The following is an 11,542-nucleotide window of genomic DNA, read 5'->3' as shown; positions in this document are numbered from 1 at the left end:
CTCTAGAGCCTCAGTCCTTCTTGCCTCGGCCCCGGGAGACCGTCCGGCCCACGATCACGGTACGCCGGGAGGGTTTGGCGGGCACGTCGTCCTTGCGGCCGCTGATCGCACGGCGCACGCCGTAGCCGAAGGCCGCGACCTTCACCAGGGGGCCGCCGAAGGTGGAGGCGACGGTGGTGGACAGCGCGGAGGCGTTCGACGTGACCTCCTGGACGTCCGAGGCGATCGCGTCGACCCGCTCGATCTGGGTCTGCGCGGAGCGCACCGCGGTGGAGGCCTCGGCCAGCAGCGGGACGGCCTGGTCGGTCACGTCCGCCACGAGCTTGGTGGTCGCCTTGAGCGTCTGGGCCAGCCTCGCCAGCGCGACGGCGAGGAAGGAGACCAGGATCGCCCAGAAGACGGCCACCAGGATGCCGGCAACCTCTCCACCGGACACTGTGTGCACCCGCTCCCTGAATACGTGCTGTCTATGGAAAAAGTCTCCGCCGAGCCTATCGCGCCGGGGACGGCGGTCCGCACCGGATTACCCCTCGCCCGCACCCGAGTTGTCCATGACGATTGTACGGAGTGCATACGCTTCAGTACGCTCCGTGTTCCATGCGCAGTCATCAGCCCGACGACACCGAGGCGAACGGCAATCTGCCCCTGGAGCTCGACGGCTTCGTGGGCCGGCGCGCGGAACTCCCGGAACTGGCACGGGCCCTGGACGCCTCTCGCCTGGTGACGGTGACGGGCCCCGGCGGTATCGGCAAGTCACGGCTCGCGGCACGGGTGGTGAGCGGCCGGCGCACCCCGCCCGACGGGGTGTGGCGCGTCGAGCTGGCCTCCGTACGCGACCCGGAGTTCGTCGACTACGCCGTCGTGGAGACCCTTGGCCTGACGGACCACACCGCACGGCCGCCGCGCGAGACGCTGCTGGCCCATCTGGCCGGGCGTCGGCTCCTGCTGGTCCTCGACGGTTTCGAGCATCTGGTGGACGCGTGCGCGACCCTGGTCGCCGACCTGCTGGGGCAGGTGCCGGGGCTGGCGGTCCTCGCCGTGGGGCGCCGGCCGCTGCGCGTCGCCGGCGAGCAGGTCTTCGCGCTGGGCCCGCTGGGCGAGGACGAGGCCGTGGAACTGTTCGCGGAGCGGGCCGGGCGGCAGGGGGTGACGGTCGGCGCCGATCCGCACGTACGGGAGCTGTGCCGGCGCCTGGACGGCATTCCGCTGGCGATCGAGCTGGCCGCGGGCCGGCTCGGGGCCCTGTGCCCCGGGCAGCTGCTGGAGCGGCTCGACGACCGGTTCCGGCTGCTGACGGGCGGCTGCCGGGACACCCTGCCCCGCCATCGGACGCTGCGCACGGCGATCGGCTGGAGCCACGAACTGTGCACGCCCGAGGAGCGGTTGCTGTGGTCGCGGCTCTCGGTGTTCGCCGGCCAGTTCGACCTGGAGGCCGCCGAGTACGTGTGCAGTGGCGGCGGCCTGAACTCCGACGACGTCCTCGACGTCCTGTCCGCACTGCTCGCCCAGTCGGTGGTGGTCCGCGAGGAGACCGCGACCGGCGTGCGCTACCGAATGCTCGACACGGTCCGGGCGTACGGCACCGAGTGGCTGGAGGCGACGGGGGACGCGATCCGGCTGCGCAGGCGGCACCGCGACTGGTACGTGGGCCTGGCGACCTGGTGCGAGCTGGACTGGTTCTCCCCGCGGCAGAACGAGGTGGCCGCGCGGATCGAGGCCGAGCTGCCGAACCTGCGCTGTGCCCTGGAGTACTGCCTGACCGAGCCGGACGGGGCGGAGCTGGGCCGGCATCTCGCGGGCTCCCTCTGGTTCTGCTGGGTGGGCTGCGGCCGGCTCTCGGAAGGCCGGCACTGGCTGGAGCGCTGCATCGAGCTGGAGCCGGGCCATGAGCACACCCGTCTGAAGGCCCTGTGGGTCCTCGGCTATGTGGCGATCCTCCAGGGCGAAACCGTGCCGGCGCTGGCGGCGCTGGAGGAGTGCCGGACGGAGGCGGAGCGGTCGGCGAATCCGACGGCTGTGGCGTACGCCGAGCACCGCGCGGGCTGTCTGGCGCTCGTCTCGGACGACATGCCCCGCGCGGAGAGGCTGCTGCGCTCGTCGCTGGAGCGCTACCAGGACATCGGCGAGCTCAACAGCAACGTGCTGATGGCCCAGGTCGAGCTGGCGATGGCCCGCGCCTTCCTGGGCAATCTGCCGGACGCGGTGCGGCTGTGCGAGGACGTGCGCCGGGTGTGCGAGGACCACGGCGAGCGCTGGGCGCGGTCGTACGCGCTGTACGTCCTGGCATACGCGGCCTGGAGCGAGGGGGACCCGGCACGCGCGCGTGAGCTGCTCACCGACTGTCTGGCCTGCGCGCACGCCTTCCACGACCTGCTGGGCTCGGTGCTGTCGATCGAACTCCTGGCCCTGGTCACGGTGACCCTGGGCGACGCGGCCGAGGCGGCCGTGCTCCAGGGTGCGGCGGCCTCGCTGTGGCCGTCGGTGGGCCTGCCGCTGTTCGGCTCGGCCTACTACAACGCCGCGCACGAGCTCTGCGAGACGTTGGTTCGGGAGCGGCTGGGCGACGCGCGGTACGAGGAGTGCGTACGGCAGGGCAGGGCGCTCGGGCGGGAGGCCGCGGTGTCCCGGGCGCTGAGCCGTGCCCACCCCGGCGCCGGGCTGCCGGCGCCGCGGAGCTGCGAGCGGCACACCGAGGCGACCCACGGCATGCAGCAGCCCGCCGCCTCGCCCACCCGGAAGGGCGGGGAGACGGCGGGCTGACGTGGTGCGTGTCCTACGGCCTGCGGATGATCAGCGGGCGTAGTACTCGACGACGAGCTGCTCGTCGCAGATCACCGGGATCTCCTTGCGGTTCGGCTCACGGTCCAGGCGGAACGCCAGGGCCTTGAGGTTCACCTGGAGGTAGCGCGGGGTCTCGCCCTCGGGGGCGAAGCCGCCCTCACGGGCGATCGAGAAGAGGGTCTTCTCGCGGCTGCGCTCGCGGACCATCACGACGTCGTCGGGACGGACGCGGAAGGACGGCTTGTCGACCTTCTGGCCGTTGACCTCGATGTGGCCGTGAACGACCATCTGGCGGGCCTGGTAGATCGTGCGGGCGATGCCCGAACGCAGGACCAGCGCGTCGAGACGGCGCTCGAGCTCGATGACCAGGGCCTCACCGGTCTTGCCCTGGGTCTTGGCGGCACGCTCGTAGGCGCGGACGAGCTGACGCTCGGACACGTCGTACTGCGCGCGCAGACGCTGCTTCTCGAGCAGACGGACCTTGTAGTCCGAGTTCTGCTTGCGGCCACGGCCGTGCTCACCCGGGGGGTAGGGACGGGCCTCGAAGTACTTGACGGCCTTCGGGGTCAGCGCGATGCCGAGAGCACGCGACTTCTTGACCTTGGGGCGGGGCTGGTTCGCCACAATCTCTCATCTCTTGTGTTCGGCTTGTCAGAGTTATGGGAGGTCGCATCCGCAGCCGGGGAAACCCGCCGAGTCCTCGAAGGACCCGCTGGGCAGCCGCTCCCCTGGTCTGGGCACATACGTGCAGCACGCGAGTGGCCCACCTACCGCTGGCGGTGGTGGGCTGCCCGCGACACCATTCGAACGGTGCGCGACGCTCCTGGAACCCCCGCTGGAGGTTCCGGCTGACCGTCCCGTTCTGACTGCACGGGACACAGCACTTCGAGGGATTCTACAGGGTGCTCAGGACCGCTTGCGACCGAGGTGCTTGCGGGTCCACTCCACCGCGTCCGCGTACCGGGCCTCGGCGCCGTGCCGGGTCGGTTCGTAGTACTCGCGGTCCTTGATGGCGTCCGGGGCGTACTGCTGCTCCGCGATCCCCTCGGGCAGGTCGTGCGGGTAGACGTACCCCTGCGCGTGCCCGAGCTTGGCGGCGCCCTTGTAGTGCCCGTCCCGCAGATGCGGCGGGACCGGTCCGGCCAGCCCCTTGCGTACGTCCTCCATGGCGGCGCCGATCGCCATGGTCGCGGCGTTGGACTTCGGGGCCAGGGCGAGCGCGATGGTGGCGTGGCTCAGCGTCAGCGCGGCCTCGGGGAAGCCGATCATGGCGACGGCCTGGGCCGCGGCCACGGCTATGGACAGGGCGTTCGGGTCGGCGAGGCCGATGTCCTCGCTGGCGGAGATCATCAGGCGGCGGGCGATGAAGCGGGGGTCCTCGCCGGCCTCGATCATGCGGGCCAGGTAGTGCAGGGCCGCGTCGACGTCGGAGCCCCTGATGGACTTGATGAGGGCGCTGGCCACGTCGTAGTGCTGGTCGCCGTCGCGGTCGTACTTCACGGCCGCGCGGTCGACCGTCTCCTCCAGGGTGGTGAGGGAGATCTCCGGCTCGCCCTTGTCGAGGGCGGCCCCGGCGGCTGCCTCCAGGGCGGTCAGGGCGCGGCGGGCGTCGCCGCCGGCGATCCGCAGGAGGTGGTCCTCGGTGTCCTCGGGGAGGGTTACGGCGTCCTTCAGACCGCGCTCGGCGCTCAGCGCCCGCTTCAGCAGTCCTCTGACGTCGCCGTCGGTGAGGGGTTCGAGGGTCAGCAGGAGGGACCGGGACAGCAGCGGAGAGATGATCGAGAAGTACGGGTTCTCGGTGGTGGCCGCGATCAGGGTCACCCAGCGGTTCTCGACCGCGGGGAGCAGGGAGTCCTGCTGGGCCTTGCTGAAGCGGTGGATCTCGTCGAGGAAGAGGACGGTCTCCTTGCCGAAGCCGCCGGTGGCGCGGCGGGCGCCCTCGATGACCGCGCGGACCTCCTTGACGCCGGCGGTGATCGCGGAGAGCTCCACGAAGCGCTTGTTCGTCGCCTTGGAGACGACGTACGCCAGGGTCGTCTTGCCGGTGCCGGGCGGGCCCCAGAGGATGACCGAGGACGGCCCGGCGGGGCCGCCGCTGCCCTCGCCGACCAGCCGGCGCAGCGGCGAACCCGGCTTGAGCAGGTGCTGCTGGCCCACGACCTCGTCGAGGGTGCGCGGGCGCATCCGGACCGCCAGGGGGCTGCCGGCCGGGTCCTTCTCCTGGCGCTCTTCCGCCGCGGCGGTGAACAGATCGGGCTCCACGTTCAAAACCCTATGTCACGCCACTGACAACGCCCGAAGGCTCAGGCCCAGAGCTTGTCGCCCCAGCGGGTCAGGATCATCATCGCGATGATGCCGCAGTGCGTGACCGGCAGGACCCAGGTGAACTCGGCGAGGAACCGCTTGAGCCAGCCCGGGGACGGCAGCAGGTCGTTGCGGATGTTGAACGAGGTCAGGTACCAGAACATCGTGATCGTCGCGACCCAGGCCAGCGAGCACCACAGGCACAGTGCGTTGATGCGGTACAGCGACTGGAACTGGAGCCAGGTGACGAAGGCCACCCCGAACAGGGTGCCGAAGTTGAAGGTGAGCCAGTACCAGCGCGGGAAGGTGGCGCGGGCCAGCAGGCTCATGCCGACGCAGATCACGATGCCGTAGGCGACCAGGCCGAGCATCGGGTTGGGGAACCCGAAGGCGGCGGCCTGCTTGCTCTCCATCACGCTGCCGCAGGAGACGATCGGGTTGAGGGAGCAGCTCGGCGTGAACGTCTTGCCGCTGACCTTGCCCTCGAGGATCTTGAACTTGTCGATCGTGATGACCCACGCGGCGAGCAGTCCGGCGGCGCCGGTGATCACCAGCAGCAGGGCGAAGGCACGGCTGCCGCCCACCGTCCGGGGCGCGGCGTCGGCGTTCGCCGACGAGGGCTCGGGCTGCGTGGAGACGTCTTTCACTGTGGTCTTGCTCATCACGCCGATCCGTCTGCTTGAGAGTTGGACCTTCTTCGGGCAGGGGCCATTGTGCCGCACCAGGAGGCTTGTCCACCGTTCGGTGGACATAAGGAAGTACGCACGGTCGTCCCTGAACGTTCGGTTCCGGCCGAGGCTCACAGGCATGACCACACACGCGAACGAGCTCGCGGTGGACGTTCGAGGGCTGCGCAAGCAGTACGGCGACGTGACCGCGGTCGACGGGATCGATCTCGGTATCCGCAGGGGCGAGGTGTTCGGCCTGCTCGGACCCAATGGCGCGGGCAAGAGCACCACGGTGGAGATCCTCCAGGGCAACCGGGACCGGGACGCGGGCGAGGTGTCCGTGCTCGGCGCCGACCCGGCGCACGGCACGCGCGCGTGGCGATCCCGGGTGGGAATCGTCTGGCAGGACGAATCCGCACCCGCCGAGTTGACGGTCGTGGAGACCGTCCGGCATTTCGCCCACTACTACCCGAGGCCCCGGGACCCCGAGGAGGTCATCGGGCTGGTGGGCCTGGAGGGCAAGGCGGGCAGCCGGATCAAGGCCCTGTCGGGCGGTCAGCGCCGGCGCCTCGACGTGGCGCTCGGCGTGATCGGCGACCCCGAGCTGCTGCTCCTGGACGAGCCGACGACCGGTTTCGACCCGGCGGCCCGGCGCCAGTTCTGGGACCTGATCCGCAGGCTGTCCGTCGAGGGCACGACGATCCTGCTCACCACGCACTACCTGGAGGAGGCCGAGGCGCTCGCCGACCGGCTGGCCGTGGTCTCCCGGGGCAGGGTCGTCGCCGAGGGCGAGCCGGCCGCCCTGCGGGAGCGGTACGGCTCCGGTGCCACCGTCGAGTGGACCGAGCAGGACGGCGCCCCGCGCGCGGTGCCCACGGACACCCCGACCAGGACGGTCGCCGAGCTGATGCGCCGCTTCGACGGCGAGATCCCGGGGCTCCAGGTCAGCCGCCCCACGCTGGAGGACGTCTACCTCCGGCTCACCGGACAGGAGGACGCGCGATGACCACGACCGCCGTACGATCCCGGACCGATGCTCGTGACGCGAGGCTGCCCGGCGTCTGGGGGCTCGGGATGCGGCGGGGCGCCCTGGAGATCAAACAGTTCTTCCGCCAGCGCGACCAGGTGGTGTTCACCTTCGCCTTCCCGGTGGTCTTCCTGTTCCTGTTCGCGTCGATCTTCAGCGACGACGTGGAGGGGGCCGGCATCAAGGCCTCGCAGCTGTACGTACCCGCGATGATGGCCGCCGGCATCATGTCGACGAGCTTCCAGTCGCTCGGCGTCTCGATCGCCGTGGAGCGGGACGAGAAGGTGCTGCGCCGGCTGCGCGGAACCCCGATGCCGCCGGCGGCGTACTTCCTCGGCAAGATCTGGCTGGTTCTCGTCACCGGCATCCTGGAGACGGCGATCCTGCTCCTCGTCGGCACCACGCTCTACGACGTCGCTCTGCCCTCGGACGCGGGCAGGTGGTTCGCCTTCGCCTGGATCTTCGTGCTCGGTCTCACGGCGTGCGCGCTGCTCGGCATCGCGGTCAGTTCGGTGCCCAAGTCCAGCAAGAGCGCGAGTTCCGTGGTCGTCCTGCCCTTCCTGGTCCTCCAGTTCATCTCCGGGGTGTACATCGCGATCGACACGATCCCCGACTGGATGCTGAACGTCGGCGCGCTGTTCCCGCTGAAGTGGATGTGCCAGGGGCTGCGCGGGGTGTTCCTGCCGGACTCCGCGCAGGTCCTGGAGCAGGCCGGGGGCTGGGAGTTCGGGCGCACCGCCCTGGTGCTGGGGGCGTGGTGCGTCGGAGGATTGCTGCTGTGTCTGCTGACCTTCCGGTGGAAGACCCGGCGCGCGGGGTGAACGGTCCGGCGGACGCCGGGGGCGCGTACTCCTGGGACCGCTCCTTCCGGCTCTGGGACACCTACTTCGCGTTGATCTGGCTGGCCACCCTGGTGTTCGTGCTGGGCACCGGGTATCCCGGGTGGCCGGTCCGTGTCACCGCGGCGGCGCTGCTGGTGCCGCTGGTCCCGCTCTTCGTACGGGTCGGGCGTCCCCTGCTCCGGCAGGATCCGCCCGACGCGCGCAAGGCCCTCGCCTATCTCGGCGCGATGATGGCGCTGTTCCTGCCGTCGGCGATCCTGGTGGGCGAGACCCGGCTGATGACCTTCGCCCTGGTGCCGCAGTGCTTCATGACACTGCGGATGCGGTGGGCGCTGACCGCCGTGGCCGTGATCAGCCTCGCGCCCGTGGTGGGCTGGGCCCTGTTGTGGTGGCCGAGCGACCAGGACGTCTTCTTCAACGGCCTGTTCGCCGTCGTCACCCTGGTCTTCTCGGTGGCCCTCGGCAGCTATGTCATCCGGATCATCGAGCAGAGCCAGGAACGGGCCGCCCTGATCGCCGAGTTGGACACCAGCCGGCACGAGGTCTCGCGCCTGTCGGCGGCGCACGGAGCACTGACCGAGCGGGAGCGGATGGCCCGGGAGATCCACGACACCCTCGCACAGGGCTTCACCAGCCTGCTGATGCTGATCCAGGCCGTGGAGGCCGAGCTCGACCACGACGTGCCGCAGGCCCGCCGGCATCTGGCCCTGATGGACGAGACGGCCCGGCTGAACCTCGCCGAGGCGCGGGCCCTGGTCGCCGACGGGACCCCCGCCGACCTGGAGGGTTCCTCGCTGCCGGACGCCCTGGGCAGGCTGGCGGCCCGGCACGCGGCGAGGCTCGACGTGACCGGACAGGTCCGTCCGCTGCCCGCGGGAGCCGAGGTCGTCGCCCTGCGCTCGTGCCAGGAGGCACTCACGAACTGCCGTAAGCACGCGGGAAGTTCGGCAGCGGTGGGAATCGGACTCGCCTACGCCGACGACAGCCTCACCCTCTTCGTACGGGACGACGGTCACGGCTTCGACCCGGGGGCCGTCCGTGACGGCTACGGTCTGGCGGGGCTCCGCTCCCGCGCCGCCGAGGTCGGCGGGACGGTCCGGGTGCACAGCGCGCCCGGCGACGGCACCACGGTCACCGTCCGTCTGCCCGTACCGCCCCCGAGGAGCTGTTCATGATCCGGATCATCCTGGCCGACGACCACCCCGTCGTACGGGAGGGCCTGCGGGCCATGCTGACGGCGGAGCCGGACCTGGAGGTGGTCGCCGACGCGTCCAGCGGGCCGCAGGCGGAGGCGCTGGCCGCGGAACTCCGGCCCGACATCGTGCTGATGGACCTGCGGATGCCGGGCGGCTCGGGCGTGGAGTCGATCGCGCGGATGACGCAGGCGGGTCTGCCCTGCCGGGTGATCGTCCTGACGACGTACGAGACGGACCGGGACATCCTGCGGGCCGTGGAGGCGGGAGCGGCCGGCTATCTCCTCAAGGACCTGCCCCGCGCCGAACTGGCGGAGTCGGTACGGGCCGCCGCGCGCGGCGAGACGGTCCTGGCGCCCACGGTCGCCGCCCGACTGGTCGACCAGTTGCGCGCCAGGCCGGAACGGCCCCGGCTCTCGGAGCGCGAGACGGCGGTGCTGCGCCTGGTGGCGGAGGGCTGCACGAACGCGGAGATCGGCCGCAGGCTGTACATCGGCGAGTCGACGGTGAAGACCCATCTCCTGCGCGCCTTCGCCAAGTTGGGGGTCGACGACCGGACGGCGGCGGTGACGAGCGCCATGCGGTTCGGGCTGTTGGAGTGAGGGGGCATGCCCCCTCACTCCCGCGCGCTCAGCCCAGGCGTGACTCCAGCTCCGCCACGATCTCGTTGACCCCGATCGCCGACTGCTCCCCGGACTCCATGTCCTTGAGCTGTACGACGCCCTCGGCGAGGTCGCGTTCGCCGGCGACGACGGTGTAGCGGGCACCGCTGCGGTTGGCGTTCTTCATGGCGCCCTTGAGGCCCTTGCCGCCGTAGGAGAAGTCCGCCGCGATGCCCACCTTGCGCAGTTCGGTGACCTTCGCGAAGAGGATCCGGCGGGCCTCCTCCCCCAGCGGTACCGCGAACACGGCCGTGGTGGAGGGGAGTTCGAGCTCGACGCCCTCCGCCTCCAGGGCGAGGACCGTGCGGTCGACGCCGAGGGCCCAGCCGACGGACGGCAGGGCGGGGCCGCCGATCATCTCCGACAGACCGTCGTACCGGCCGCCGCCGCCCACCGCGGACTGGGAGCCCAGACCGTCGTGGACGAACTCGAAGGTGGTACGGGTGTAGTAGTCGAGGCCGCGCACCAGCTTCGGGTCGTCCTCGAAGGCCACGCCCGCCGCGGTGATCAGCTCACGGACCTCCTCGTGGTACGCCTTGCAGGCGTCGCACAGGTAGTCCCGCAGCAACGGGGCGTCCCCGAGCTGCTTCTGGACCGACTCGCGCTTGTCGTCGAGGACCCGCAGCGGGTTGATCTCCGCCCGGCGCAGGGTGTCCTCGTCGAGGTCCAGTCTGCGCAGGAAGTCCTGGAGCGCGGCCCGGTACACCGGCCGGCACTCCTTGTCGCCCAGGCTGTTGAGCAGGATGCGGAAGTTCCTGAGGCCCAGCGAGCGGTACGCCTGGTCGGCCAGGATGAGCAGCTCGGCGTCCAGCGCCGGGTCCTCGGCGCCGATCGCCTCGGCGCCGACCTGGGAGAAGTGCCGGTAACGGCCCTTCTGGGGGCGCTCGTAGCGGTAGTAGGAGCCGGAGTACCAGAGCTTGACCGGCAGGTTGCCCGTCTTGTGCAGGTTCGCCTCCAGCGCCGCGCGCAGCACGGAGGCCGTGCCCTCGGGGCGCAGGGCCAGCCTGTCGCCGCCCTTGGTCTCGAAGGCGTACATCTCCTTGGTCACGATGTCGGTGGACTCACCGACCCCGCGCGCGAACAGCTCGACGCTCTCGAAGCCGGGCGTCTCGATGTAGCCGTAGCCCGAGGTGCGCAGCGGAGCGGCGATCGCCTCACGGACGGCCAGGAACCTGGCGCTGTCCGGCGGGATCAGGTCGTACGTGCCCTTGGGGGCCTGAAAGGTGCTCACGAAGTCTCTCGTCACATTCCTCGTCGGGGAGGGGTGTGCGAACCCTCTCCCTGGCCGGCGGCCACGTCCCGCAGATACGGGTTGGTGGCACGCTCCTGGCCGATGGTCGTCTGGGGGCCGTGGCCCGACAGCACCACGGTCGAGTCGTCGAGCGGCAGGCACACGCGGGCCAGCGAGTCGAGCATCTCGGCCATGTCACCGCCAGGCAGGTCGGTGCGTCCGATGGAGCCGGCGAAGAGCAGATCCCCGGAGAAGAACACGGAAGGGATCTCCGCGGTCTCGGGCATCCGGAAGGTCACCGACCCCTTGGTATGGCCCGGCGCGTGCGCGACGGACAGCTCCAGGCCCGCCAGCTCCAGCTTCGCGCCGTCGGTCAGCTCCTTGACGTCGTCCGGCTCGCCCACGGTGATCTCGCCCATGAGCGGCATCCCGATGGAACGCCCGAGCCCCATCGACGGGTCCTTCATCATGTAGCGGTCCTCGGGGTGGATCCACGCCGGTACTCCGTGCGCTCCGCACACCGGGACGACCGAGGCCACGTGGTCGATGTGGCCGTGCGTGAGGACGACCGCGACGGGCTTGAGCCGATGCTTTCTCAGTGCTTCCTCGACGCCTTCGGCGGCCTGGTGGCCGGGGTCGATGATCACGCACTCCTCGCCGGCGGCGGGGGCGACGAGATAACAGTTCGTCCCCCAGGCCCCGGCGGGGAACCCGGCAATGAGCACGATCGTCCTCGTTTTGTGTCGGTACGGGCGGTCTTCCGGGCGGCTGCCCCAGTGGTCAGAGCCTACCGGCGCTGCCGATTCCTCAGCGAACCCATATACGGTACGGGGC

The 11,542-nt window shown here is 70.8% G+C and carries 11 protein-coding genes; 5 read left to right on the top strand and 6 right to left on the bottom strand.

The window, feature by feature from the left end; genetic code table 11:
• Positions 1 to 10: 10 nt before the first annotated feature.
• The gene (locus RKD20_RS36275; RefSeq protein WP_199790141.1) at positions 11 to 445 is read right to left on the bottom strand and encodes a DUF948 domain-containing protein; all 435 of its coding nucleotides are present in this window, start codon (positions 443 to 445) and stop codon (positions 11 to 13) included.
• 152 nt (positions 446 to 597) lie between these two features.
• On the opposite strand from RKD20_RS36275, the gene RKD20_RS36270 reads away from it, so the two are divergent.
• A complete protein-coding gene (locus RKD20_RS36270) occupies positions 598 to 2,760 on the top strand; it encodes an ATP-binding protein (protein ID WP_424881385.1) in 2,163 nt (720 codons plus the stop codon).
• Between the two features lie 30 nt (positions 2,761 to 2,790).
• Here the strand turns inward: RKD20_RS36270 and rpsD are convergent, their stop codons facing one another.
• From rpsD to RKD20_RS36255, 3 genes are all read right to left on the bottom strand, one after another.
• Positions 2,791 to 3,405 (bottom strand): 30S ribosomal protein S4, encoded by a 615-nt coding sequence (gene rpsD, locus RKD20_RS36265; RefSeq protein WP_007380699.1) that lies wholly within the window; start codon positions 3,403 to 3,405, stop codon positions 2,791 to 2,793.
• A gap of 282 nt (positions 3,406 to 3,687) precedes the next feature.
• Complete coding sequence (locus tag RKD20_RS36260; RefSeq protein ID WP_424881384.1) at positions 3,688 to 5,043, bottom strand: replication-associated recombination protein A; 1,356 nt, start codon at positions 5,041 to 5,043, stop codon at positions 3,688 to 3,690.
• 41 nt (positions 5,044 to 5,084) lie between these two features.
• On the bottom strand, positions 5,085 to 5,747 hold the full coding sequence (locus RKD20_RS36255; RefSeq protein WP_020117467.1) for a vitamin K epoxide reductase family protein: 663 nt from the start codon (positions 5,745 to 5,747) through the stop codon (positions 5,085 to 5,087).
• 145 nt (positions 5,748 to 5,892) lie between these two features.
• On the opposite strand from RKD20_RS36255, the gene RKD20_RS36250 reads away from it, so the two are divergent.
• Genes RKD20_RS36250 through RKD20_RS36235 form a run of 4 tightly spaced genes read left to right on the top strand, consistent with a single transcriptional unit; the run spans position 5,893 to position 9,417 of the window.
• A complete protein-coding gene (locus tag RKD20_RS36250) occupies positions 5,893 to 6,759 on the top strand; it encodes an ABC transporter ATP-binding protein (RefSeq protein WP_424881383.1) in 867 nt (288 codons plus the stop codon).
• A complete protein-coding gene (locus tag RKD20_RS36245) occupies positions 6,756 to 7,601 on the top strand; it encodes an ABC transporter permease (protein WP_424881382.1) in 846 nt (281 codons plus the stop codon). The genes RKD20_RS36250 and RKD20_RS36245 overlap by 4 nt, the downstream gene beginning before the upstream one ends.
• A complete protein-coding gene (locus tag RKD20_RS36240; RefSeq protein WP_424881381.1) occupies positions 7,559 to 8,797 on the top strand; it encodes a sensor histidine kinase in 1,239 nt (412 codons plus the stop codon). The genes RKD20_RS36245 and RKD20_RS36240 overlap by 43 nt, the downstream gene beginning before the upstream one ends.
• Positions 8,794 to 9,417: a response regulator gene (locus tag RKD20_RS36235; RefSeq protein WP_424881380.1), complete on the top strand. Its 624-nt coding sequence runs from the start codon at positions 8,794 to 8,796 to the stop codon at positions 9,415 to 9,417. Before RKD20_RS36240 ends, RKD20_RS36235 begins: the two co-directional genes overlap by 4 nt.
• A gap of 28 nt (positions 9,418 to 9,445) precedes the next feature.
• On the opposite strand, the gene hisS is transcribed toward RKD20_RS36235, so the two are convergent.
• Together hisS and RKD20_RS36225 are read right to left on the bottom strand one after the other, a co-directional pair.
• Complete coding sequence (gene hisS / locus RKD20_RS36230) at positions 9,446 to 10,708, bottom strand: histidine--tRNA ligase (protein ID WP_424881379.1); 1,263 nt, start codon at positions 10,706 to 10,708, stop codon at positions 9,446 to 9,448.
• An 11-nt stretch (positions 10,709 to 10,719) separates the two neighbouring features.
• Positions 10,720 to 11,433 (bottom strand): MBL fold metallo-hydrolase, encoded by a 714-nt coding sequence (locus RKD20_RS36225; RefSeq protein WP_424881378.1) that lies wholly within the window; start codon positions 11,431 to 11,433, stop codon positions 10,720 to 10,722.
• Positions 11,434 to 11,542 lie beyond the last annotated feature (109 nt).

It is taken from the genome of Streptomyces sp. SLBN-8D4 (assembly GCF_049739545.1).
GTDB classification, from domain to species: Bacteria; Actinomycetota; Actinomycetes; order Streptomycetales; family Streptomycetaceae; genus Streptomyces; species Streptomyces canus_C.
The sequence above is the reverse complement of the archived record's forward strand: the minus strand, read 5'-3'. Positions and strand labels throughout refer to the sequence as shown.

Excerpts from the sequence above, each read along its gene's own strand:
- RKD20_RS36270 (WP_424881385.1), top strand. The coding sequence starts at position 598 with ATGCGCAGTCATCAGCCCGACGACACCGAGGCGAACGGCAATCTGCCC.
- RKD20_RS36255 (WP_020117467.1), bottom strand. The coding sequence starts at position 5,747 with ATGAGCAAGACCACAGTGAAAGACGTCTCCACGCAGCCCGAGCCCTCG.
- RKD20_RS36250 (WP_424881383.1), top strand. The coding sequence starts at position 5,893 with ATGACCACACACGCGAACGAGCTCGCGGTGGACGTTCGAGGGCTGCGC.
- RKD20_RS36245 (WP_424881382.1), top strand. The coding sequence starts at position 6,756 with ATGACCACGACCGCCGTACGATCCCGGACCGATGCTCGTGACGCGAGG.
- RKD20_RS36235 (WP_424881380.1), top strand. The coding sequence starts at position 8,794 with ATGATCCGGATCATCCTGGCCGACGACCACCCCGTCGTACGGGAGGGC.